General features: G+C 49.2%; 19 protein-coding genes and 1 CRISPR repeat array. Of the genes, 9 read left to right on the forward strand and 10 right to left on the reverse strand.

What is annotated here, in order from left to right; translation table 11 throughout:
- Nucleotides 1-58 precede the first annotated feature (58 nt).
- Nucleotides 59-899: direct repeats of the CRISPR family, unit length 36 nt; unit sequence ATTTCCGAGGCAAACTTGCCTCGGCCTCATTGAAGC.
- Between the two features lie 124 nt (nucleotides 900-1,023).
- From OXG10_07255 to OXG10_07265, 3 genes are all read right to left on the reverse strand, one after another.
- A complete protein-coding gene (locus OXG10_07255; protein MCY3827153.1) occupies nucleotides 1,024-1,368 on the reverse strand; it encodes a DUF86 domain-containing protein in 345 nt (114 codons plus the stop codon).
- Nucleotides 1,358-1,669, reverse strand: a complete 312-nt coding sequence (locus tag OXG10_07260; GenBank protein MCY3827154.1) for a nucleotidyltransferase domain-containing protein — start codon at nucleotides 1,667-1,669, stop codon at nucleotides 1,358-1,360. The genes OXG10_07255 and OXG10_07260 overlap by 11 nt, the downstream gene beginning before the upstream one ends.
- 118 nt (nucleotides 1,670-1,787) lie before the next feature.
- The gene (locus OXG10_07265; protein ID MCY3827155.1) at nucleotides 1,788-2,561 is read right to left on the reverse strand and encodes a complement resistance protein TraT; all 774 of its coding nucleotides are present in this window, start codon (nucleotides 2,559-2,561) and stop codon (nucleotides 1,788-1,790) included.
- A gap of 258 nt (nucleotides 2,562-2,819) precedes the next feature.
- Between OXG10_07265 and aspS the strand changes: the two genes are divergently transcribed.
- The 3 genes from aspS (at nucleotide 2,820) to odhB (ending at nucleotide 8,996) form a co-directional block, all read left to right on the forward strand.
- Nucleotides 2,820-4,616 (forward strand): aspartate--tRNA ligase, encoded by a 1,797-nt coding sequence (aspS, locus tag OXG10_07270; GenBank protein ID MCY3827156.1) that lies wholly within the window; start codon nucleotides 2,820-2,822, stop codon nucleotides 4,614-4,616.
- A 221-nt stretch (nucleotides 4,617-4,837) separates the two neighbouring features.
- On the forward strand, nucleotides 4,838-7,696 hold the full coding sequence (locus tag OXG10_07275) for a 2-oxoglutarate dehydrogenase E1 component (GenBank protein MCY3827157.1): 2,859 nt from the start codon (nucleotides 4,838-4,840) through the stop codon (nucleotides 7,694-7,696).
- Between the two features lie 25 nt (nucleotides 7,697-7,721).
- Entirely contained in the window at nucleotides 7,722-8,996 is a 1,275-nt protein-coding gene (gene odhB / locus OXG10_07280; protein ID MCY3827158.1) for a 2-oxoglutarate dehydrogenase complex dihydrolipoyllysine-residue succinyltransferase, read from the forward strand.
- Nucleotides 8,997-9,033: 37 nt separating this feature from the next.
- On the opposite strand, the gene recG is transcribed toward odhB, so the two are convergent.
- The 6 genes from recG to OXG10_07310 all read right to left on the reverse strand — a co-directional run bounded on the left by recG (nucleotide 9,034) and on the right by OXG10_07310 (nucleotide 18,314).
- Entirely contained in the window at nucleotides 9,034-11,514 is a 2,481-nt protein-coding gene (recG, locus tag OXG10_07285; protein MCY3827159.1) for an ATP-dependent DNA helicase RecG, read from the reverse strand.
- A 6-nt stretch (nucleotides 11,515-11,520) separates the two neighbouring features.
- On the reverse strand, nucleotides 11,521-13,770 hold the full coding sequence (topA, locus tag OXG10_07290) for a type I DNA topoisomerase (protein MCY3827160.1): 2,250 nt from the start codon (nucleotides 13,768-13,770) through the stop codon (nucleotides 11,521-11,523).
- A gap of 98 nt (nucleotides 13,771-13,868) precedes the next feature.
- On the reverse strand, nucleotides 13,869-14,855 hold the full coding sequence (locus OXG10_07295) for a GDP-mannose 4,6-dehydratase (protein ID MCY3827161.1): 987 nt from the start codon (nucleotides 14,853-14,855) through the stop codon (nucleotides 13,869-13,871).
- 30 nt (nucleotides 14,856-14,885) lie between these two features.
- Nucleotides 14,886-16,181, reverse strand: a complete 1,296-nt coding sequence (locus OXG10_07300; protein ID MCY3827162.1) for a UDP-glucose/GDP-mannose dehydrogenase family protein — start codon at nucleotides 16,179-16,181, stop codon at nucleotides 14,886-14,888.
- A 280-nt stretch (nucleotides 16,182-16,461) separates the two neighbouring features.
- Complete coding sequence (locus OXG10_07305) at nucleotides 16,462-17,352, reverse strand: hypothetical protein (GenBank protein ID MCY3827163.1); 891 nt, start codon at nucleotides 17,350-17,352, stop codon at nucleotides 16,462-16,464.
- Nucleotides 17,349-18,314, reverse strand: a complete 966-nt coding sequence (locus OXG10_07310; protein ID MCY3827164.1) for a site-specific DNA-methyltransferase — start codon at nucleotides 18,312-18,314, stop codon at nucleotides 17,349-17,351. The genes OXG10_07305 and OXG10_07310 overlap by 4 nt, the downstream gene beginning before the upstream one ends.
- Before the next feature lie 462 nt (nucleotides 18,315-18,776).
- Here OXG10_07310 and OXG10_07315 point away from each other — a divergent pair, with 462 nt between their 5' ends.
- The 3 genes from OXG10_07315 to OXG10_07325 all read left to right on the forward strand — a co-directional run bounded on the left by OXG10_07315 (nucleotide 18,777) and on the right by OXG10_07325 (nucleotide 20,715).
- Nucleotides 18,777-19,190, forward strand: a complete 414-nt coding sequence (locus OXG10_07315) for a secondary thiamine-phosphate synthase enzyme YjbQ (GenBank protein ID MCY3827165.1) — start codon at nucleotides 18,777-18,779, stop codon at nucleotides 19,188-19,190.
- The gene (locus tag OXG10_07320) at nucleotides 19,187-19,660 is read left to right on the forward strand and encodes a DUF1285 domain-containing protein (GenBank protein ID MCY3827166.1); all 474 of its coding nucleotides are present in this window, start codon (nucleotides 19,187-19,189) and stop codon (nucleotides 19,658-19,660) included. Before OXG10_07315 ends, OXG10_07320 begins: the two co-directional genes overlap by 4 nt.
- A gap of 374 nt (nucleotides 19,661-20,034) precedes the next feature.
- Complete coding sequence (locus OXG10_07325; protein MCY3827167.1) at nucleotides 20,035-20,715, forward strand: carbonic anhydrase family protein; 681 nt, start codon at nucleotides 20,035-20,037, stop codon at nucleotides 20,713-20,715.
- 2 nt (nucleotides 20,716-20,717) lie between these two features.
- Here the strand turns inward: OXG10_07325 and hemW are convergent, their stop codons facing one another.
- The gene (gene hemW / locus OXG10_07330) at nucleotides 20,718-21,902 is read right to left on the reverse strand and encodes a radical SAM family heme chaperone HemW (GenBank protein ID MCY3827168.1); all 1,185 of its coding nucleotides are present in this window, start codon (nucleotides 21,900-21,902) and stop codon (nucleotides 20,718-20,720) included.
- 34 nt (nucleotides 21,903-21,936) lie between these two features.
- Between hemW and OXG10_07335 the strand changes: the two genes are divergently transcribed.
- From OXG10_07335 to OXG10_07345, 3 genes are read left to right on the forward strand one after another with little or no spacing between them, the layout of a single operon-like run.
- Nucleotides 21,937-23,163: a TolC family protein gene (locus OXG10_07335; GenBank protein ID MCY3827169.1), complete on the forward strand. Its 1,227-nt coding sequence runs from the start codon at nucleotides 21,937-21,939 to the stop codon at nucleotides 23,161-23,163.
- Complete coding sequence (locus tag OXG10_07340) at nucleotides 23,160-24,296, forward strand: efflux RND transporter periplasmic adaptor subunit (GenBank protein ID MCY3827170.1); 1,137 nt, start codon at nucleotides 23,160-23,162, stop codon at nucleotides 24,294-24,296. Before OXG10_07335 ends, OXG10_07340 begins: the two co-directional genes overlap by 4 nt.
- Nucleotides 24,296-24,991: an ABC transporter ATP-binding protein gene (locus OXG10_07345; GenBank protein MCY3827171.1), complete on the forward strand. Its 696-nt coding sequence runs from the start codon at nucleotides 24,296-24,298 to the stop codon at nucleotides 24,989-24,991. Before OXG10_07340 ends, OXG10_07345 begins: the two co-directional genes overlap by 1 nt.
- Nucleotides 24,992-25,050 lie beyond the last annotated feature (59 nt).

The raw sequence follows: 25,050 nt of genomic DNA on the forward strand, positions 1-25,050 counted from the left end.
ACAGCACTCGCAGTAAACAAAAATAATTTAATCTCCAGAGCAAGTTATGAAAGGGCCTATTTCCGAGGCAAACTTGCCTCGGCCTCATTGAAGCAAATTAGCAGGAGGGGTAAACTATGAGTTTGCTCGAATTTCCGAGGCAAACTTGCCTCGGCCTCATTGAAGCATATAGTCTAGATACTGCTATTTGACAAATTGGGATTATTTCCGAGGCAAACTTGCCTCGGCCTCATTGAAGCTAGAAGTTGAGGAATACCAGCCTCGTCAGCGTGAAGCATTTCCGAGGCAAACTTGCCTCGGCCTCATTGAAGCAATTTCATAGTGCCCTCCTAAAGGCAAGTAGTGCGCGATTTCCGAGGCAAACTTGCCTCGGCCTCATTGAAGCATCGAACCGAGGGAGAAAGCGGACCTGCGGGAAAGCCATTTCCGAGGCAAACTTGCCTCGGCCTCATTGAAGCAATGTAATAGCACAGGGCCCCCAGTCTTCTGTGACCGCCATTTCCGAGGCAAACTTGCCTCGGCCTCATTGAAGCGACTCTATCTCCATTGTCGATCCTGTTCTGTTTCCGAATTTCCGAGGCAAACTTGCCTCGGCCTCATTGAAGCTCCCAGATCTTCACGCGGGCTTCGCTTCGCAGCCACTGATTTCCGAGGCAAACTTGCCTCGGCCTCATTGAAGCTGCTCCTCGAACTCGTTTTTCTCGCCCTCAAGCGACATTTCCGAGGCAAACTTGCCTCGGCCTCATTGAAGCCGAGGGCAGGAGGGTCCCGATCCCCAGGGGCTGGAGGGATTTCCGAGGCAAACTTGCCTCGGCCTCATTGAAGCTCTATGTAGATGTGCTTGGGGATCCCGCCAGCGCGGCATTTCCGAGGCAAACTTGCCTCGGCCTCATTGAAGCGCGGGAGAGACGGCCGGTATTCCCGTTGACGCGATATTTCCTACAACAAAAGAGCAAAAAAAAGCCTCCGAATGCGAGGGCTTGGTTCTCCTTGGAGATTACCTACGTAAATGGGCTCAGAATATCATTTTGCTTCCGGAGGTACAAGTGTTTTAAGAAGGTTGATTAGCAGAGGAATATCATTCTTTACAATATCCCATACAACTTCCAGACCTGTCTGAAAATAACCATGTGCAAGACGATTTCGGGTGCCTATAATATCTTGCCATGGAATCTTGGGGGTTTCTTGCTTAGTTTTCTCTCCAACATGAGTTGCAGCCTCTCCTATGATTTCAATCGACTTGAAAATAGCATTTTGACGCAACCGGTCTCGGGCAAACTGCTGAAAAGTTAGACTGGATGAGAATTCCAGAACATCTTGAGCAGCCAGCAGCATGTCAAGCAAATAAGCGGATTCATCACGCTTCATAAAAAACCTCGGCGGACTTCAGAACGGCTTCTCGCCGGATGTAATTCCGGCTACGCTCAACATCGGGTCGAAAGACTAAATCCACCTCTCTCCCCAAAATGTCCCTCAACTCCCTCTCCATGCGTAATATATTGGAAATACTGTGACTAGTTCCGGGATGCGGGTCTACAAGCACGTCTATATCGCTTTCCGGACTAAAGTCATCCCGCAAGACAGAACCGAAAAACGCAAGCTCTGCAATATTCCAGCGCTCGCAAAAAGCAACGATCTCTTCTCTGGGTATTGAAATACGTATTCCCATCTCCAACCTTCTGAACTATATCAATATTATTTCTCTCGTAATTACATCAGCATGCCGAAAACTGTTTAAGCCTTTTAGTTCGCTATTGCACTGGTCATCCAAATTTGTACTTAACACGTCAGAAAATCCCGCCTATGGATCTTTCAAGACCTGCCTGAAGATGTGGTTTTGCCTCTTCAAAGTCAAGATTAGCCTTGTTGGCAACGCTAACAACTCTGGTTCTGTATATTTTCCATTTTACGTCGTCAACATGGGAAGTCTGTGTGGTCCGCGTTGCAGTGCCTTGAGGTGCATCTGTGTCCTGAGTCTCGTAAATAAGCTCCCCTTGTCGAGCACGCTCCCTTATTTGAATGTCGGTGACCATCGTGAAAAGATCATCGGTCACAAGGGCATCAAAAAGAAAGCCCGCCACTCCGCCCGCGATAGCACCCGCAACGGTGCCCTTGTTGATTTCGTCAACGTCCCCGCCTATGGCTCCTCCTATAACTCCGCCGATAACCGCCCCCTCAACCACGCCCTGGTAACCCTCTCCGAACATGGCGTTAGCCTCCTCAAGATCGGATCTTCCAACTTTGAGAATATTTGCCTGAAGAATGAAAGTCGCCCCGGCCGGATCTTCCGTGATCCTGTAACCGTTAGAAGCTATCCTGCCCTTGATTCCATATTCAATTCCGGGCAAATCCTTATCGGTCGTATTCTTTATGTCGACGTAAACAACCCTCTGCTCGGGCGGCACGGGCTCAAGAAAAATCGTCTCCGACATCTTGGTCTCAACTCTGAGGTCCCTTTTCTCGATAAGGGTTCTGGTCGCCGCGCAACCGTTCACAATAAAAAGAAGACATATGGATACAGCAAAAAACAGGTTCCTTTTACACACAAGCCTTTTTCTCATTAAATCAGGCCTCCCTTAGAATTTTAGTGTCGGAGGGAAAATCTCCGCCTTCCGAACTAAAATCGTATGTGAAAAAAAAGAAAAAAACAAATAGAAGAAAAAACGTGAAAAACGTGCGCAGGCAAGAACTTTCTTCCACAAAATACGGAAGAAAAAATCACGCCTTATGCTCCTCTCTAAACGTCGCCATAACCTTGCCAACGTAAATCAATCTAGTATGATTAGCCAATCCTTCTTTACCGGGAGAACCACGTTTTAATGCTTGAACTTATGGGAGAGTGGAAAAGATCGAATTTCTGCGGAGAGCTTGAGAAAAAACACGTTGACCGCTCCGTTACCCTCATGGGCTGGGTACAGTCACGAAGAGACCATGGCGGGGTAATTTTTGTTGATCTGCGCGACAAGGAAGGGCTTTGCCAAATTGTTTTTAACCCGCAACGCGACCCGAAGATCCATCAGACCGCTGAACAGCTGCGGGATGAATGGGTAATCGCAGTAAAAGGAACGGTAACTCCCCGGACCGAGGAAACTGTAAACCCGAACCTCAAAACCGGCGAGATCGAGGTGGTAGCCGAGCAGGTAAGAGTCCTTAACACATCAAAGGTAATACCGTTTCTAATAGAAAACGAAGTGAACGCCGATGAGCTTCTCAGGCTCAAGTACCGCTACCTTGACCTCAGAAGACCCCCAATGCGGGACAACATAATCTTTCGCCACAAAGTCGCCGCAGCGGTTCGAAACTACTTTAATGAAAACGGATTTCTCGAGATCGAAACTCCCTGTTTCACGAAATCGACGCCTGAAGGGGCAAGAGACTTTCTCGTTCCGAGCCGGCTTAACGAAGGTCAGTTCTACGCGCTTCCCCAGTCGCCCCAGACATTGAAACAGACCCTCATGATCTCGGGTTTTGACAGATACTACCAGATAGTTAAATGCTTCAGGGACGAGGACTTAAGAGCGGACCGCCAGCCCGAGTTCACCCAGATAGACCTGGAGATGTCGTTTGTCTCAGAAGACGACGTGATCTCAATCGTCGAAGGCATGATAAAAACAGTTCTCCGGGAAACAAAAGGAATTGACGTAAGCATTCCTTTTTCGAGAATGCCTTACGAAGAAGCCATGGAGAGGTACGGGACCGACTGCCCCGATACGAGGTTCGGCCTTGAATTAAAGGACATTTCATCCATATTCGAGGACTCGCAGTTCAAAGTTTTTCGCGGAGCTCTTGAGAAAGGCGGAGCGATAAAGGCACTTAACCTCAAGGAAGGAGCCGAGAAGTTTACAAGAAAGGAAATAGACGATCTTACCGAGTACGCAATCTCGCTCGGAGCAAAAGGGCTTGCGTGGATAAGGGTCGGCGAGGACGGGTGGAACTCTCCCATAGTCAAGTTCCTGGGCGATGGGGAACGCAAGCTTCTGGCCGAGACCCTTTCGATGGAAAAAGGAGACATAGTGTTTTTCGGCGCCGACTCGGTTGATATGGTAAACCAGGTGATGTCAAACGTAAGGCTCAGTCTCGGTCAAACCCTCTCTCTCATTGACGAAGAAAAACTTGAATTTCTCTGGGTAGTGGATTTCCCGCTTCTTAAGTACAGCCCCAGAGACAAAAGATACGTCGCCGTCCACCACCCTTTTACCGCCCCCAAGGATGAGGACATGGAGAAAATTGAGGATTCCCCGGGCGACGCGGCTTCAAAATCTTACGACATAGTCTTAAACGGAGTGGAGATAGGCGGAGGAAGCATAAGGATTCACAGAAAAGACATACAGCAGAAAGTGTTTGAAGTTATAGGAATCGGCGAGGACGAGGCAAGGGAAAAATTCGGTTTTCTGCTTGAAGCTCTCGAATTCGGGGCTCCTCCCCACGGAGGCATAGCGCTCGGTCTTGACAGGCTTTTGATGCTTCTCTCCGGTGAAGAATCGATAAGAGACGTAATAGCTTTCCCCAAGACGCAGAAGGGGTCCTGTCCCCTGACAGAGGCACCTTCTGAGGTTTCTCCCGAGCAACTTCTTGAAGCGGGAATAAGCTCTATCGCCAAAAAGTCAGAAGACTGACCTTCAACACTGCATGAAACTGCTTCGTGCGCCGTTTAGGACCATTATTGCGTCATTTTGACAAGGTCTCAAGAATCCTTGTTTGCTTTATATTTTTTTATGCTATGATTCTATGCGGCTACCGCTCAGAGCAGGCGGTTGTGTTGTGAATAGTTGTGAATAGCGGATTTAGGACTTTCAGTCAGTTAAAATCCTCTATTGCGTGATTCCGAGGAAGGTGCATGGACATCTGGAAAAACTTTCACGGGCTCAATTCAGGTTACGTAATGGATCTCTACGAACGTTACGTAAGAGATTCTTCTTCAGTCGATCCCGCCACAAAAACCATCTTTAAGGGATGGAAACCCGACAGTAAATACTCGTCTCTCAGGGTCGAGATAGAACCCGAGATCGAGAAAAACGGTTTCAAGCAATCATCTGTAAGAGATGTAAACAAGGCCGTTGCGATCGCCAATATGGCGCAGGCAATCAGGAGGCACGGTCACCTGGCAAGCAGAATAGATCCCCTCGGGGGTCCCGTCCACGGAGACCTCACCCTGCACGCCGAAACATTTGGGCTTGACGAGGAGGAGCTAAGAGACTTTCCCTCAACTCTTGTAGGATGGCCTCTTTCGCAGAACTCGCTTGACGCGCTTGACGGAATAAGGAAGCTGAGGAAAATCTACTCGTCCACCACGGGATATAACTACGACCACATCTACGAAGCCGAAGAGAGAAGATGGATGAGGGGCGCCATAGAGTCGGGAGTTTACCGCCCTCCCCTAAATCCCGTGAACGAAGTGGAACTTCTGGATACTCTAACTAGGGTAGAGGTATTCGAAAATTTCCTTCACAGAATCTTTCCCGGAAAATTCAGGTTCTCAATAGAAGGCGTCGACATGCTGGTGCCGATGCTGAATGAACTCATACTCCTCGCCATCAAAGCCGACATACACCAGATAATTCTGGGAATGGCCCATCGTGGAAGACTGAACGTTATGCACCACGTGATGGAGAAAAACTACAAGTATACGCTGCTTAAGTTCAAGGATCCTGTTCTGGTAAGGGACTTCGCCGATGACATGGGATGGACCGGGGACGTGAAGTACCACGAGGCCGTAAAACGCGATATCCCGATGGGAGACATGCTTGATCGCAACATGAGGATCACCATGGTTCCCAATCCCAGCCACTTGGAATCGGTAAATCCCGTAGTGCAGGGAATGTCGAGGGCGTGCGGGATAAGCGACGATGCGCCGGGTTCTCCGCAATTTGACCCATCAGCGGTAATACCGGTGCAGATTCATGGAGATTCGGCATTCATGGGGCAGGGAATAAACGCGGAAACGCTTAATCTCTCCGCCCTTCCGGGCTACCATACCGGCGGAACGATACACATAATCACCAATAACCAGCTCGGCTACACCACGCTTCCCTCCGACAGCAGAAGCACACTTTACGCAAGCGATCTCGCCAAGGGGTTCGAGATACCGATTGTCCACGTAAACGCGGACGACCCGGTGGCCTGCATAGAGTCAATACGCCTGGCCTTCGGCTACACATCGAGATTTGAAAAACATTTCCTAATAGACCTCGTCGGCTACAGAAGGTACGGACACAATGAGGCGGACGAACCGGGATTCACCCAGCCCATGATATACAAGAAGATAGACAGTCATCCCCGGGTGATGGGCATCTGGGCAAAGAAACTGATAGAAAAAGGCACCGTTTCGGAAAAACAGGTAGAACAGCTACAGGAAGAACATATCAAGAAGATTGCCGAGGAATTCGAATCGATATCCCCTGACGACTCCCCCGAGGAATCAACGGCGCCCTCCCCGGAACGCGGGATAACGAAAAGAACGGTTACCAAGGTTCCCGACGAAACCCTGCGCGAACTAAATGACTCCCTTCTCTCGGTTCCCGAAGGATTCACGGTAAATTCGAAAATCGCCAGAATACGCGACAGAAGAAAAAACACTCTCGACGACCCGAAAGAAAAGACAATTGACTGGGCCATGGCGGAAGAGCTCGCCTACGCCTCCATAGTCGCACAAGGCATTCCCGTCAGGATAACCGGACAGGATTGCGAGAGAGGGACTTTCAGCCATCGTCACGCGGTGCTCCACGACTCTGAGAACGGCGCAATCCATACTCCTCTACAGAGGATCCCGCAGGCAAAAGCTGCATTCGAGATAAAAAACAGCCCGCTCAGCGAAAACGCCTGCCTGGGTTTTGAGTACGGATACTGTATCGAGAGAACAAACTGCCTCGTAATATGGGAAGCTCAGTACGGAGATTTCATAAACGGGGCTCAGACCATAGTGGATGAATATCTTGTATCGGCAAGAGCAAAATGGGGACAGACCCCTTCCCTGGTTCTCCTGCTTCCCCACGCCTACGAGGGACAGGGCCCTGATCACTCGAGCGGGAGGCTTGAAAGGTTTCTCATGTCGGCCGCCGAATACAATATAAGGATAGTAAACTGCACCACTTCAGCGCAGTTTTTCCACGTGCTTCGCCGCCAGGCCCTGCTGCTTGAAAAAGATCCTCTCCCCCTGATCGTCATGACGCCCAAGGGACTTCTACGAAGCCCGATGATAAACTCGTCCCTTAAGGATCTATCCGAGGGGAAATGGCTTCCCGTAATCGACGATCCGATGAGCGCCAGACGGGCGAAAAAAGTGAGGAGGCTCATATTCTGCAGCGGCAAGGTATACGTTGACCTCATCTCAAGTGAACTCAGAGCCAAATCGCCTGATGTTGCAATAGCCAGAATCGAGCAGCTTTACCCGAGACCCAAGGAAGAGGTAAGCGCCGTTTTGGAGAGGTATGGTAAACTTGAAGAGGTGGTCTGGGTACAGGAAGAACCCCAGAACGCGGGAGCCTGGAAATACATGCTGCCTTTTTTCAGAAGAAAAATCATCAAGAAACGGTTTCCGTTCAGCTATATAGGAAGAAAGCGCTACTCAAGTCCCTCCGAAGGACTTTCCTCCATGCACAGATACAATCAGGAGTTGCTTATAAAGCAGGCGTTCAGCATAGACAAAGTAGTGGAAGGAAATGAGGAAAGCGGGATAACCTGGCACAGAGACATCTGAAACAAAGGCGCAAGCGAGGGAGAAAATGGCCAAGAACATCGTCGTTCCCCACTTGGGGGATTCCGTAATAGAAGCAACAATAATCAAGTGGACCAAGCAGCAGGGAGACACGGTAAGACTCGGGGAAACCGTTGTTGAGCTTGAAACCGAGAAAGCTAACTTCGAAGTCGCCGCCGAAGCAACGGGAACCTTGGCGTCAATAGCGAAAAAAGCCGATGAGGATGTTGAAGTAGGAGACATCTTGGGAACCATCGAGGTATCCGAAAGCAAAAAGGATACAAAAAGCGGTGCAGAAGGATCTCCTAAGAAAACTGAAGCCTCACCCCAACCCCAAACCGAAGAAATCCCGCAGGAAAAGCAGCCTGAAGAAGGACCCAAGACCCGAGTGACTCCCGTCGCGAGAAATATCGCCGAGCAGAACGAAGTCGACCTCTCCCAGGTCGTACCCGAGGGAAACAGAATCACAAAAGATGATGTGGAAAAGCATCTTGAGTCACAAAGAACCGGAAAAGAAATCCCGCAAGGGGTCCCCCCGGGGGAGAAAGTTTCCGAAACCCCGGTGTCGCCGGATGTCTTCCCGTCCCTCTCGCAGCTTACCACTAACAGGGAGAGGAGGATGAAAATGTCGAGACGTCGCAGGACCATTGCAAGACGTCTCGTGGAAGCTCAGCAGACAGCCGCCATACTCTCCACTTTCAACGAGACCGACATGTCAAACGTAATGGAGCTTCGATCCAGAAAAAAAGACGCCTTCCAAGAAAAATACGGAGTGAAACTCGGGTTTTCCTCCTTTTTCATAAAAGCCGCCATCGGAGCGCTAAAGCAGTTTCCAGAGATAAACGCCGAGATCCAGGACGACGAGATAGTCTACAAGGACTACTACGACATCGGAGTGGCCGTAGGAGCCGAGGGAGGACTTGTCGTTCCCGTCATAAGGGAGGCCGACAGAAAAACCTTCGCGCAGATAGAGAAAGAAGTCAGGGAACTCGCCGAGAAGGCAAACGCGAATACACTCTCACTTGATGAAATTTTCGGCGGGACTTTCACCATAACAAACGGAGGAGTGTACGGTTCCCTCATGAGTACCCCTATACTGAATCCGCCTCAGGTCGCAATACTTGGACTTCACAAGATAGAGAAAAGACCCGTGGCAGTTAACGGGGACATAGTGATAAGGCCGATGATGTACACGGCTCTTAGCTACGATCACAGGATAGTTGACGGAAGAGATGCGGTGCAGTTTCTGGTCAGAGTAAAAGAACTCATAGAAGATCCAGAAGCTCTTCTTGTTGAAGGGTAAAACTGTCACACCTGCCACGTTCTAGCGGACAGCATGACTACGAACTTGTGTCAAGTTCAAGCATCTCTCCCCACTTCATCCTCACATGCTTAAGGAGTTTTTCGTAATCTCCGAGACTTCTCCCTTCAAGCATCAATTCACGGGCAGATTCTCTTGATTCATTGAGCACGGCGGAATCCCTGATCAGACTCGCGAAGCTGAAACCTGGAACTCCCGACTGTTTTGTGCCCATAAATTCCCCGGGACCTCTTCGGGAAAGATCAAACTCGGAAATTCTGAACCCGTCGGACGTACGACCCATTATTTCAAGCCTCTGCGCGGAATCCTCTCCCGAGGCAAATGAATATACCACGCAACAGGTTGACTCGCGCTCCCCCCGGCCCACCCTGCCTCTCATCTGATGAAGCTGGGAAAGTCCGAAGCGCTCGGCGTTTTCTATAACGATCACAGTCGCGTTTGGAACGTCAACCCCAACCTCTATAACGGTTGTGGAAACAAGAATGTCGGAGCGCCCCGCGAGAAAATCGTTCATCACGGTCTCCCTTTCCCCGCTTTTCATTCTGCCGTGTATTAACGAAACACAGAACTCCGAGAACTCCTCGCGAAGTTCCTCCACCATCCTGTTCACATCCCTTACCCACTTGAAATCCTCGTTTTCCGATTCTTCTATGAACGGGTAGATAAAATAGGCCTGAAACCCTTCGGCCAGCTCTTTTTTTACCCTCTCGTAAAGCCACTTTCTGTTTTTCTGCGTATCGCTGAGAACAAAAGTGGTTACTCTTTTTCTTGAAGGAGGAAGCTCATCTATCACCGAGAGTTCGAGGTCTCCGTAGACAGTGATAGCCAGACTCCTTGGAATGGGCGTAGCCGTCATTACGAGCACGTCGGGAGCCGCGGCCTTGCGCATGAGCCTCGCCCTCTGAAGCACTCCGAAGCGGTGCTGCTCGTCTATCACCACAAACCCAAGCGCCTTGAAATCCACCGCTTCGGATATAAGCGCGTGGGTTCCCACCACTATATCGGCGCGCCCGGAGCTTATGTCTTTCTCTATGGCAGCCCTATCGGTCCTCGAAAGTTTGCTTTTGAGAAGCACCGTCCTGACTCCCATTGCCCCGGTCATCCTTCTTATGTTTCTGGAATGCTGCTCGGCCAGTATCTCGGTCGGGACCATTATGGCCGCCTGGTAGCCGGAAGAAACGGCGCGCAGCATGGAGACAAGGGCTACAAGGGTCTTGCCGCTTCCCACATCACCTTGAAGAAGCCTGTTCATCGGGCGGGGTGAGATCATGTCGTCGGCAATCTGGGAAATTACCGTCTCCTGCGCCCCCGTAAGGCTGAAAGGAAGCGAATCAAGGAGCCTGCGCGCAAGGGGGGAGTCAGAATCAAAGGATATGCCGCGGCTTGCCTCAACGTTACGTTTTTTAAGCAGAAGCCCCAGCTGAAGCACGAAGAACTCGAAAAACACGACGGTCCTGTGTGCAGGCGAGCCAGTAACGGACCCCGGATCGTCAAAATCAACCGGAGGGAGGTCGCCGGGGGGAAAATGCACCTGTTCAAGCGCGTTGGGAAGATCCATAAGATCGTGTTTCCCGCGTATCTCCTGTGGAATAAGTCCCTCGAAATTCCGGGCGCAGCTGTCAAGAGCTTTTCTCACGATCTCTCTCAGTTTTTTCTGAGTGAGGCCTTCTGTAAGCGGGTAGACGGGCACTATCCTTCCGAACTGAAGAGGGTTTCCTATATCATCTTCATTCTCTATTATCTCTATGTCCTGAGGAAGAGGATGGATTATCTGAAGAGACTTTTTGCCGGAAGCAGATGAGGCCTTGCCGTGAACTATAAAATGCCTTCCCTGGCGGAAAAGCCCCCTCAGGTAGCGGGGGTTGTAGTTAAACCACAGCAGTCCGAGTCTCTGCGTTCCGTCGGAGAGCGTGACCCGGAAAAAACTTCTCTTCCTGTTTCTTATCTCTCCCAGGGAAACGACGCGGCCGCGCACCGTGTATTCTCCTCCGGGAAGCAGCTCGCACATCTCGGTTATGTTTCTTCTGTCATCATATTTTTTCGGGCAGTAGAACAGAAGATCATAGACCGTACGGACGGATCTTTTCTCAAGCAAGGCGGCGGCCCTGCGCCCGACGCCGGGAATATCCGCTACGTCCTCAAGAACTCCTCCGGGCTTTTTTTCAGAACGGCGGCGCGTGACGGCAGGACGCGCGGGGACATCCGGTTCCGGCAGCCGGACCGAAGTGCCTTTTATCCCGCGGATGACTGCGAGGGCTGAAGATATCCTTTTGATCTTGTCACGACGCTCAAGGTCATTGAAATCAGAAAAGGAATTCCTGAGTGCCATTATCTGGCTTTTTATCTGGCCGGGGAAATTCCCCGTGAGGAACCTCGTCGAGATTTTTCTCACGTCCTCTCCGAGTTCCGGAACCTTGTCAAGATTCGAAAAATTATTCCTTGAGGCAAAAAGAAGTGGAGTCTCCAGAGAACGCAGGATTTTTTCCAGCTCGCCCCGCATAATGAATCAGGCTTTTTCCGCTTTAGCGGCTTTTCCGACTATATTGCCGTCTTTATCGAGATTAAGGGTGCTTTTGCACTTTGGATAACCGCTGCAGCCGAGAAAGCGCCCGCGGCGGCTGCGGCGAACAACCATGGGTTTACCACATTTCTCGCATTTTATATCTTCACGGACCTCGGGAGGTTCCTTCTGCTTTATGACGATCTTGCCGTCCTGCCTAGTGAATTCCTTGGGGTTTTTACAATCGGGGTACCTTGAGCAGGAAAGAAACTGCCCGTAGCGCCCCTCCCTTATAACCATGGGGGCTCCGCACTTGTCGCATTCTATATCATCGCAGATCTCGGGGTCGGTTTTCTTGCCCACGACGATCTCGCCGTCTTCCGCTCTTGTGAAGTCCTTCGCGTTCTTGCATTCAGGATACGCGGAGCAGGAAAGAAACTGCCCGTAGCGCCCCTCCCTGATAACCATGGGGGCTCCGCACTTGTCGCATTCTATATCGGTCGGAATCTCCAACTTGCGCCCCTCGATTTCCTCCTCGGCCCTGGTCACGCTCTTTGAAAACCCGTCGTAAAAACCCCGTAGGAGTTCAACCCAGTGAACTTCGCCTTCTTCCACCCTGTCAAGATCGCTTTCCATCCGGGCCGTAAACTCCTCGTTCATTATTCCCGGGAAACCCTCCACCAGAAAATCGTTCACGGAGAAGCCCAAGGGAGTCGGAACGAACCTTGCCTTCTGCCGTTCGGCGTATCCCCTGTCCTGTATTGTCGAAAGGATGGAAGCGTAGGTCGAGGGTCGTCCGATACCTTTTTCCTCAAGCTCTTTCACGAGCGAACTCTCCGAATACCTGGGCGGCGGCTGAGTGAAATGCTGCTTGGGGTCAAGCTTCAGAAGAGAAAGAATATCTTTTTCAGAAAGCTCGGGAAGCCGTTTGTTCTGGTCTCTTTTCGAGTTCTTATCAGTATCGCTGGTTTCTTCTTTTTCAGTTGCCTCCTCGTAGGCGGCTGTAAAACCCGGAAACTTCATCACGTTGCCAGTGGCCCTAAAAACGGCTTCACCCGCTGTGATGTCAACACGAGTCTGGTCGTATACAGCCGGAGACATCTGCGAAGCAATGAACCTTTTCCATATAAGGGAATAAAGCTTATACTGGTCTTCGGTGAGAAACTTCTTGAGGTCTTCGGGACGCCTTGAAGGAAAAGTGGGCCTTATGCATTCGTGGGCGTCCTGCGCAGATTTTTTTACCTTAAAGGTGTTTGGACGCCTTGGCACGTAATCCCCTCCGTAGTTCTCGGATATGAATCCCCTTGCTTCTGCTATGGCGTTATCAGAAGCCCTCACCGAATCGGTCCTCATGTAAGTTATAAGTCCTACGGGCCCCTTACTTCCAAGTTCAACCCCCTCGTAGAGCCCTTGGGCAACCAGCATAGTTTTTTTCACGGAGAAGCGGTATTTCTTCGAGGAATCCTGCTGAAGGGTGCTTGTTATGAAAGGGGGAAGAGGGTTTCTTTTACGTTCTTTCTTTTCGATCTTCCCTACGACAAAATCCCTTCCTGAAAGCGCAGAAACTATTTCTTCTGACTGCTGAGCATTTTCAATTTTGGCTTTTTTCCCCCGGAACATGTGGAGCGAAGCCGTGAAAGCATCCGCATCGGGATCCACGGTCTTCTTAACAAGCGCGTCAAGGGTCCAGTATTCCCGCGGCTTGAAATTCTGAATCTCCCTTTCCCTGTCAACGACGAATCTGAGAGCAACGCTCTGCACCCTTCCGGCGCTCAGCCCCTTTTTAACCTTCTTCCAGAGAACAGGACTCACTTTGTAGCCGACGATCCTGTCAAGAATTCTTCTTGCCTGCTGAGATTCGAAGCGGTCTGTGTTAATAGCAAGGGGTCTGCTCATTGATTCCCTGACGCCCGCTTCTGTTATTTCGTGTATAAGAACCCTGTGGACCTTGTCCCAGAGATTAAGGCGGTTTGCGATGTGCCACGCGATCGCTTCCCCTTCTCTGTCCGGGTCGGAGGCAAGATAGACTTTTTCCGCGTCCCGCGACGCTTTTTTCAGATTCTCAAGATACTTGGTTTTGCCCTTTATAACGGTATATTTGGGCTTGAAATCGTTTTGGATATCCACCCCGAGACTGCTGCTCGGAAGATCTACGAGATGTCCTGAAGAGGCTTCCACGCGGAAATCCCGACCGAGATATTTCTTTATTGTTCTCGCCTTTGAAGGAGATTCGACTATGACAAGGGATTTAGCCATAAGAATAGTTGTTCCGCAAAATCTGTCTAAATCTTATAAAAAACCCACGGAATCTGTCAATACCGATGTAAACCATTCCCCAAAGCATCCACAGCGTATCAAACTTCTATACTCCGTACAAGGGCCTCGTTGGCATTATACCACCTAAGCGAGTTTTCAATACCGGTCTCGATATCAAAGCAAGGCTCCCAGTCCAAAATCTTTTTCGCCTTGTCTATACTTGCCAAGGTAACCCTGATATCGGAAGGATGCGGGGCGCTGCAAGTAACTTTAGCTCTTTTGCCGGTTCCGCGTTCTATCACGTCTATGATTTCGTTTAGGGATACGGAGGCTGCGCTTCCGAGATTTATTACCTCAAAGCCCAGATTCTTTATCGCCAGGACAGTGCCCGCCGCGATATCGTCAACGTAGGTAAAGTCCCTTTTCTGTTCTCCGTCGCCGAGTATTACTATTTCCTCTCCCTCATTTATCCACTTTATGAACCGAAAAACGCTCATGTCTGGCCTTCCTGCGGGACCGTAAACCGTAAAGTAGCGAAGCACCGAGATATCTATTCCGTAAAGAGAGTTGTAAACCGAGCAAAGGCCTTCGGCCGATTTCTTCGAGGATGCGTATTGAGAAAGCTGATAATCGGTCTTCATATCCTCCCTGAAGGGGATTTCGTTTTCCCCGTAAACGCTCGAAGTCGAAGCGAGCACGAACTTGCCTATTCCTTCTGAGCGGCAGAACTCAAGGAGATTAAGGGTCCCAGTCACGTTGGTAGAATAATATATCCAGGGATTCTCAATGCTCTGGCGAACCCCTGCACGGGCCGCGAGGTTAATAACGCAGCCAATTCGGCCGTCCCCGCAAAAAGCCTTTATTTCCTCGCACACAGAAAGAAGTTTGGGATTGTCCGATATGTCGCATTCGAAAAAACTGAATCTCTCAAACCCTCTGAGAGTCTCAAGCCTGTGATGCTTGAGCCTCACGTCATAAGCGTCGGACATGTTGTCGAGCCCGAAAACCATATCTCCACGCTCAAGAAGAAGCTCGCAGACTTTGGCGCCTATAAATCCCGCGCAACCCGAAACAATTACATTCATGACAGTAAAGACAACTCCCAGTCCATCTCATCACCTGCCGATTCCGAAATACTTGATACCCATGGCCTCAAGTTTCATGTGGTCATAGATATTCCTTCCATCAAATATCACAGGGGTCTTCATCAGCTCCTTTATCATCTCGAAATTGGGCTGTCTGTACTGACTCCACTCGGTGTGAATCACAAGGGCGTCCGCCCCCCTGCAGGCATCGTAGTAGGATTCGAAGTAATCCACTCTGTCTCCTAATACGGTTCTCGCGTTTTCCATGGCGGCGGGGTCGTGGACGGCAACAGAACATCCCGCATCAAGAAGCCTCTCTATCACGTACAGCGATGGGGCCTCTCTTATATCATCCGTGTTGGGCTTAAACGAAATTCCCCACACGGCAACTCTTTTTCCTCCAAGATCAGAGAAAAACCCGGCTATTTTATCGAAGAATCTCTCCCTCTGAGCGGCATTCACGCGGTCAATCGCGGCTACAACCCTAGGTTCATAACCTACACCGTGCGCCATTTTCTCAAGAGCTTTTACGTCCTTCGGGAAACACGACCCTCCGTATCCGATTCCCGGATAGAGATAATATCTGCCTATCCTCGCATCAGAACCTACCACCGAGCGCACCTCGGACACGTTCGCACCCAGAAGTTCGCACAGATTGGCTATATCGTTCATAAACGATATCCTGGTGGCAAGCATTGCGTTTGAAGCATACTTTGACATTTCGGAAGATCGGATGGAAACCACTATCGTCCTGTCGGCAGACCGCATAAAGGGAGAGTAAAGCTCCCTTAGAACCGAGCCTACCGATTCATTCTCAACTCCTATTACCACCCTGTCGGGCTTAAGGAAGTCCTCAATCGCTGCTCCTTCCTTGAGAAATTCAGGATTCGACGCCACACCGAATTCCTGATCCGTGAGGGATTTTATAGTGTCGCGCACCCTCTCGGTAGTGCCAACGGGAACCGTACTTTTGGTTACCACTATCTTGTATCCGTTAAGGTTGCTCCCTATCGACCGCGCAACTTCGAGAACAGAAGAGATATCCGCCTCGCCGTCTTGCGCCTGAGGAGTTCCAACCGCAATAAATACAAGAAAGGATTCCCTGACGGCCGAAGCTATATCGGTTGTAAATGAGAGCCTTCTCTCATCTATATTGGTGCGCACCATCTCATCAAGACCCGGCTCGAAAAAGGGAACTTCAGCGCGCCGAAGGCTCTCGATTTTGCTTTCATCTATGTCAACGCACACAACGCTGTTCCCGCTTCCCGCTAAACACGCCCCCGTTACAAGCCCCACGTAACCCGTTCCTATAACTGCTATTTTCATCTGATAAGTTTCCTCAGATAAATACGCGGACAATCCCGCGCTGGAATCTTCAACCCGCCCGTTGACCAATTAAAAGACAAGATAGGGTACAACAAATCCTCAAAAAATAAACAGACTGAGCAGGTAGTTGATATTATCAGTCACTATAAAAATAAAGATGAGTAAGCCGGATAAAAAAGATGATTTAAGTTTGTTTTTAACAGAGTCCGCCGTTGATTTGGCTTCAATAATATTTCCCAGATTTGCCCATGTTTCTAATTGTGATTCTGGCATTGCCATATCATATAAATTCCCAAATATCCTTGCAGAGCAGGTGGTCTAAACTCTGGATGTGGTCTTTCAATATGTCTTCTGTGAGCATATTTGGGCGAATATCGCAGTAATAAACACCATCAAGGGGGTTAAGCTTGACCGAGTAACCGCGGAAATGTCCTGGCAGGAAAGTTGAACTGATACCGTACTTGTTCTTCTTATTGGTTTTCTTTCGCTGAACATCATTTAGAAACACAGCAACGTGTGGAACATTCGTATCGGTTAACTTGCTGTACAAAAACTTATCGATGAAAATTTTGTCTATTCTATCTTTGCTGGAAGTTTTTATTGAACCAATAAGTTTTACCTCTTCATCACGTTCAATAATCAAATCGTGCTGGTAGCTCATTTGGAACTGCTTTTCTCCCTGAAGCATAAATGGGATTTTTACTACACCAGACTTACACTCAACACCGACCTCCTTGATGACGAGATGAATTAAGCGTTCAAAAAGGTCTCCGTTGATCTTTCTTGCTTTATTAGAAGCTCCTGCCGGTAAAGCGTCAAGGGTTGAACCGATAGCCATTTGCAAAGTATAAACTGTCTTATTGATAGACTCTCTTTTTTTCTTGGATCTTATATCTTTAGCATTGTTCAGTATTTTAGCAAAAGACTCTTTGGCAACAGGGAAATCAGAGGCATCGTACATAAGTTTTGAATTTATGGGACGAGTAATCTGATAGTCGCCGTCTGAACCGTATTGATAAAACTGGTAGTGATTCTCGTTCTGGGAAACTATGACTGCTTGCAGTTTAGTAGCGACATATTCTAGATATCTTTCCGTGAAGTCCAAGAAATCAGAAATCGAGCTAAATTTTGTTTTGTCTGTTGCGATATCAGCGAGTTGGGTAATTTTCATCGTATTGAATTTCTGCGTTTAAGATTCTCGAAATCATATTGCCTCCATTTTTGTATAGGCCAATCTTCAATCAGTTCAATACGTTTTACTGCCCAATCGAGATATTCCTGAGACAAATCACATCCTATCCATTTCCGTTTGAGTTGCTCCGCACAAACGGTTGTAGTTCCAGAACCGAGGAACGGGTCGAATATTACATCGTCTTCTTTAGACGAAGCAAGAATGATTTTACGTAGAAGTTCCTCCGGCTTTTGCGTAGGATGCGGGGTTTTTTCGTGCATTCCGTTGCAAGTCGTCGGGATTTCCAGAACATCTTTCGGTTTGGCTCCTTCAGGATTGGGTTCCCAGTGGTGCTGTTTGCCGTTTCCGTATTGACTTGTAGCTGCCTGTGGGTGCGAGGGATACTTCAATGTGTGCTCCGAGTAAGGTATTCTCACAGCATCAACATTGATCTTATGCTTTTTTGTTTTTCGAAAATGCAAAATGCTCTCATGTGACCTCCCCCAGTCATTCGCCAGGCTCGCTTTGTTTTTATAATGCCAGATTATCCAACGGCATTTGTGAAAAAAGTCCATCGCCGGAGATTTAATATCAGCCACTATTTCCGAAAAACCACAAATGTAGAGTGAACCTGTTGGCTTGAGGATTCGGGCCGCCTGTTCTATCCAGACGCATGACCAGTCAATGTACTCTTTCTGTGAATTGAAGTAGTCCCAGTCAGCTTTCTTGATATTATATGGCGGGTCGGCAAAAACCAGATCAACAGATTCGTCGTCAAGGTCTTTCATTACATTCACGCAGTCCCCTAAATAAAACTTTCCATTCGGGTGAATGTAGTAAACTTGGGGTGAGAAAGTTTCTTGTTGGGGCAACTCTAGAATCTTACCTCTGAGCTGCTTCTGGCCAAAAAACTCATCTAAATCAGTTTTCCGTTTGAAAGACTGTCCAGTGCTTTTTCCCATACTTGTCTAATTAAATAATCTGAACAACTTCGCATACTCCGAAACTTATAAACAGAGTCTTGTAGGCTAACTCAACCTGCCTCGTCTGTGCTCTTTTACGAACACAATCTTCGTGATAAACTGACAGCTTTTTCCCCGCGAAATTATTTAAGATAACCATAGGAACTGACATGATTACCAAACACTCTTATAGTGTATAGATTATAATCCAGATTTCATAAAATTTCTAACCTGCATTATAAACCTCTTGAAGAGCCTCGCCGCGTCCTCAAACATCCGTTTCCAACGTTGCAGCACTCCATTCTTTCTCCTTGCCATTGTAAAATCCGAGAACCTTGAAGGTGATATCTTTAATGACAACCGTCCGATTACAGTCAGGCTACTTGCGTATACAGTTCCCGCAGAGGAAAATCCGCGATGGACAAAAGTATAGTTACAGGGAAAAAGCTAAGGAGGCGCATCTTGAAATCTCATACCGAGTATCTTTGGTTTAACACGGACAAAAAAAGAGAGTTCGTTCATATAACTCCGACGGTAAGACAGACCGTGCAGCAAAGCGGCATAACCGAGGGTTTTGTCCTCGTGTCCGCAATGCACATAACGGCTTCTGTCTTCGTAAACGATCTCGAGCAGGGGCTTTTCGAGGACATATGGGAATGGCTTGAAGGCCTCTCCCCCTTCAGGGAAGATTACAAACATCACCGCACGGGGGAAGATAACGGCGATGCTCACCTGAAAAATCTCCTCATGCACCACCAAGTGGTGGTTCCCGTGACAGAAGGAGAACTTGATCTCGGCCCCTGGCAAGAAATCTTCTACGGGGAGTTTGACGGCAAGAGAAGAAAAAGGGTGGTCGTGAAGGCTACCGGGATATGAAAAACCGACGAGAGAGCAAAGAGCCCAGAATATTCATAGACAGCCGTGGCAGGTGGTTTCACGACGGGATCAGAATAACCCACAGGTGGACATACCTTGAGAACAACAAAAACCTCGACATAGACACAGACGGAAAGCTTTTTGTTCAAGAACAAGGGAGCAGGGTTTACGTCGAGTGCGAGGACACCCCTTTTGTTGTTACTATGGTCACCAAAACGGAGAACGGTTTTTCCATAAGGTTAAACGACGAATCCGGGGAAGAACTGGATTTGACGACTCTCACCATAGCCGAGCAGAACATACCTTACGTAAGAGTAAAGAACGGGAAATTCGAGGCCAGGCTGCTTAGCGCGGCCTACTACGAACTAATGAAATACGCAGGAAAAGACGAGAAAGGCTTTTACCTGGAATCCGGACGGAGCAGATCCTATCTGCACCACAACTCAAGAACCGTAAAAAACTACAAGTAAGTTTATTGCGGAAACATTTTTTATAAACTTATAGACTTCAGGGACTTTTTTTGAACCAGATCTAAGAACCGTCTAACTAGATTTGTGTGAAACCTGTTGGGGCATAGGTTACACTGTCTTTGCAAATTATCGGCTTCATCTGCTCAGAAAACAGATTTTGCAGTGCAGGTCATAAAACCGTGTATTGAAATCGCCATCAGCCTTGGCAATGCGATTGGAGGAAAAATGCCGCAAATTGAAATTATTACGGTTTCGTCGCAATCGAGACAATCGAGGTCTTTACGGCCTGCAGTCTCGGCAACGGCTATGCGTATTATGCTAGTGATATCCGCACTCACGAAAACCCATACGGGAATGCGTCATGGAGGACTGAGTTGACTTGCTGGGGTTATACCGGGGCCGAGGGTCCCGATAACTGGGGCTCGCTCTCGCCGGATTACGCGACCTGCGCTATCGGACGCATGCAGTCACCGATTGACATCACCGGCGCCTTTCCCGTTAAGGGATCGGCACTGAAATTTGATTACAGGCCCTCTTCTCTGAAGATTCTAAACACCGGACACACCCTCCAGGTAAATTACGCACCCGGCAGCACACTGACTGCAGCAGGTGAAATTTACGAACTGTTGCAGTTTCACTTTCACGTTCCGAGCGAGCACGCCTTTGATGGTTCGCACGCGGCGATGGAGGCACATTTCGTACACAAAAACCCAGCAGGCGTACTGGCAGTGGTTGGTGTTATGATGGAAATAGGCACACGAAACCATGCTCTGGCTGCGGTGTTTGACAACGTACCGACCGAGGCAGGAATAGAAATTGATGTTGCGGGCGCGACAGTGGATGCATCTTCGATACTGCCGACGGCAACCACCGGATACTTCCATTACAAGGGGTCACTCACCACTCCTCCCTGCAGTGAGGGAGTACACTGGTTCATTTTTCCGGACGCAATTGAGGTGAGTGCAGAACAGGTCGCAAACTTTGAGCGGATGTTCGGACACAATGCACGTCCGTTACAAAAGTGCAACGACCGTCTGCTGATTGTATCTTCGTAGCTTCAGTGAAAAACCCCGCACACCCTTGCAACCAACTCATCGGTGAATACCCTTCCCTTGGCGGTGAGCCTGAGACGGTCGCCGTCGGTGAGAATAAAACCGTCAGATTCAAGGTATTCGAGGCCAGAGGCATCAGGTTCGCAGCCGAAGCGCTTCTTTAGACCTTCAATTCCTACCCCGTCGCTTAGCCGAAGTCCCATAAGAAGCTTATCTTCAAGGGCTGTAGTCCGCGAGAGATCATAAGAGGCACAGACGGCATTTCCGTCGCCCGTAACTCGCTTCATGTAAAGCTCGGGATTCCTTACGTTTGACCATCTTATTCCCCAGCCCTCTTCTCCACCGCAGCTAATGTGGGAATGGGCTCCGGCACCCACGCCTAGGTAATCATGACAGTTCCAGTAAATAAGGTTATGCCTGCACTCGTAGCCGGGCCGGGCAAAATTCGATACTTCGTAATTTCCGTACCCCTCTGCCTCGAGAATCTCCCGCGCGCTCCGCATGAACTCGACCAGAACTGAGTCATCGGGAAGAGAGAGTTTCCCTTTGCGCCAAAGCGTCGCAAACTCGGTTCCGGGCTCAATTGTAAGGCAGTAGGCGGATATATGGGTCGGAGAGAATCTCAGGGCAGTGCGGATATCTTCTTCAAACTCTTCCCGGCTTTCTCGAGAGCTTCCGTATATAAGATCAAGGTTATAGTTATGAAAACCGGCGTCCCGGACGTCAACAAGCGCGCGGACACAATCATCTGGAGTGGTGAATCTCCCGTAGAAATCAAGCTTTCTCTGCGAAAAAGACTGCACGCCGACGCTTATTCTGTTTACCCCGACGCGCATCAGTGAAACGAGCTTTTCCCTGTCGGCAGTTCTCGGGTTTACCTCAAGGCTCACTTCTACCTTGGGCGAAAAGGAAGCAATCGAGGCGAGTTTCTCCATTACCATCCCTATGCTTCTGGGCTTTAAAAGCGACGGGGTCCCTCCCCCGAAAAACACCGTGCTTATCTCTCTGCCTTCAATAATGCCCCGGAAGTTTTCAATTTCTCGTTCCAGAGCACGGACGTAATCACCTTCCGGAAAGTTGCCATTAGTCCCATAAGAGTTAAAATCACAATAAGGACATTTGGTAAGACAATACGGAATATGGACATATACGCCAAGGGGCACTTGGTATTTATCGATATTCTCTTTCATCCGCACTCAAGCGACACACCGCGGTTGCCACATGATGAGTATACCGAAAAATTTCCTCCTTCTTCTCAGTTCACTACTGCTGCTTTCCCAGACCGCGTGGGCGCAGCAAGTAATCCCAATTGAACGGGCCGTCGAGATAGCACTGCTTAACAGCCCGGAACTCCGGATTTCCCGTTCCGAGGTCGACATCTCGAAGTCAATACTCAGGCAGGCAAAAGCTCCCCTTTATCCCCAGCTCAGCGGAAAACTCGTAGTACCGTTTGTGGGAAGAGAGTCCGGTTTTTACGTCGACCAGATGATATGGGACTTCGGAAAGACAAAAGCCAGGATAAGGGCAAGAGAACATCATGTGGAATCCGCAAGATACTTGCTTACGGGCTCAGAAACGATGCTCGTGCGCGACACGCGCATCGCCTACTATCAGGCGCTCTCCGAGAAAAACCGGCTCGATGGAGCAGCTACAGAGACCAAACGCAGGGAATGGCTCCTTGAGAAAACAGAAGAGCTTTTCGCCGTCGGGAAAAAGTCCGCCCAGCAGCTAAGCCAGGCGGAAATCGACCTGCAGCAGGCAAAACTCGAACTGGTCTCAAGAGAAAACTCCTACGAACTCGCCATGCTTAGTCTAAGGCACCTGATGAATGACCCCTCGCTCGGACAGTTCGACATCCGTGAGGATCTTGCCTATGAGAAGGTATACGAAACCAGAGAAGATCTTGTAAGCTTCGCCCTTTCTGAAAACGCAGAGATAAAGAGTCTTCTGGCGGACCATGATGGAATAAGGGCCTCGATTGCGGAGAACAGGGGGAAATTTCTTCCGTCGATATTCGGCAGGGCAGCGTACAGATTTGAAGGAGAAGGCGCCGAGACGCCAGCTTTTATAGCCGGACTCGGCGTTAAGATTCCCATCTTTGAGGGATTCTCAAGGTTTGGCCAGATGGCGCAGTCAAAGGCTGAACTCACAAGAAACGAGGCGCAGACCGAGCTGCTCAAGAACAGAATAATCCTCTCGGTTGGGGAACTCTATCTCGAACTCAAGCACCTCGAGAAAAAAATAAAAATACTTGAGGACTCGGAATCGATATCGGAGAAAAACCTGCTTCTGGTCAAGGAAAGGTACAAGTCGCGAAGCGCTTCGAAAATAGAATTTGCCCAAGCGCAGGCGCTTTATGAGGAGGCGGTAGCGGACTACAAAAACTCCATATACGGCTATAAAATGGTAAGGTTAAGGCTGTTAAGCCTCTGCGGAAAAGAGATACAATGAAAAATTTCCCCCGCTCAAACCTTCTCTACGCCGTCGCCGCCGTAGTAGTCATCGCAGGATACTTCATCTTTTTCGGAGGAAAGGAAGGCAAGGTAGAGTACGTAACGCAGAAAATCGAGAGAGGAGACATAACTTCCCTCGTAAGAGCTTCGGGAACCTTAAAACCGACTAAAGAAGCAAGAATATATTCACAAATAAACGGAACGATAAAGGAAGTCCGCTCCGAGGTGAACGACGAGGTCAAAAAGGGCCAAGTGCTGGCCCTTATGGAAGAACCGGAAGGGCTCTCAGGAGACGTCGAATACTTCAAGGAGATACTTAAGAAGACCACAACCGACCTTGAGATTTCAACCAACTCGCACGGGGCAAACGAGAGACTCTACGAAAAAGAGCTTATTTCCCGGGAGGAGTTCAACTTATCTCTCTCTGAACACAGCGCGGCAGTTGCCGCACGTGAGAAAGCCCAAGCCGACCTAGAAACGGCGCAGAGAAAACTTGACGCGACCCGAATCACTTCCATGCTCGACGGCATGGTGCTTGAAAAGAACATTATAATCGGCGAACAGATACACCCGAACAAATCCGAACCCCTGTACGTACTGGCTGAAAATCCTCGAACCCTTCACCTAGTCTCAAACGTAAGCGAAGCAGACATAGGAAAGATAAAAGAGGGTCAGGACGTCCTCTTCAGGGTTGACGCATTTCCGGGCAAGAATTTCAGCGCGAAGATAAAACAGGTGGCAAACTCTCCGAGCATAAAAAACGATGTCGTCACCTACGACGTAACGTGTCTTGTAGAGAACCCGGAACTCGAGCTTAAACCCGGGATGACCGCCGAAGTAAAGAAAGTCATATCAACCAAAAAAGACGTGCTTAAAGTTCCCACCGCCGCACTTCGCTTCATTCCCCCGAAATCTTCAGCCGTCGCTACTGAGGCAGGCGAAAACGTCTGGGTCCTCAAGCAGGGAAAACTCTCTCCAGTAGTAATAGAGACCGGGATTAGCGACGACTTCCACACAGAAATTCTAAGCGGTCCGCTTTCCGAAGGAGACCCGATAGTGGTTGAGTACACGGTTTCCGGCGGAAACAACAAAGGACCGGGCTTTGCGCTTCCCCAGCCGAAAAGATTCTGATGACACCGCCCGTAATCAAGCTCAAGAACATCGGTAAAACCTACTCGAACGGAAAGGTCGAGGTTGAAGCACTTCGATCCATAAACCTTGAGATAGCACAAGGAGAATTCGTCGCCGTCATGGGATCTTCGGGATCCGGCAAAAGCACCCTTATGAACATTCTCGGCTGCCTCGACACGCAGAGCAGCGGAGACTACATGCTTGACGGTGCCGACATAATGGAACTCGAAAGCGATGAGAAGGCGGAAATACGGAGCACGAAGATTGGCTTTGTCTTCCAGAGCTTTAACCTGCTGCCGCGAACCACTGCACTTGAAAACGTGGAACTGCCGCTGGTCTACTCAGGCATGCCGGGAACCCAGAGAAAAAATCTTGCCTCGGCCGCACTTTCTCTCGTGGGACTCGCAGACAGAGCGGATCATCTTCCCAACCAACTCTCTGGGGGACAGCAGCAGAGGGTGGCAATAGCCAGGGCGGTCGTAAACAACCCGAGGATGATACTGGCAGATGAACCAACCGGAAACCTGGATACGGCAACGAGTTACGAAATAATGAAGATATTCAAAGAACTGAACGAACAGGGAAAAACGATAGTAATGATAACGCACGAAGAAGACATAGCTTCCCGCTCAAAGAGAATAATAAGCCTGAAGGACGGGGAGATCATCGAGGACAGACCGAGCGGCCCGATTTAACTCTGTCGACCCTCACAAACCGTGATTCCAAGGCTCGAGGGGTCCCGATTGAGAACGCA

This window comes from Candidatus Dadabacteria bacterium (assembly GCA_026706695.1).
GTDB lineage: Bacteria > Desulfobacterota_D > UBA1144 > Nemesobacterales > Nemesobacteraceae > Nemesobacter.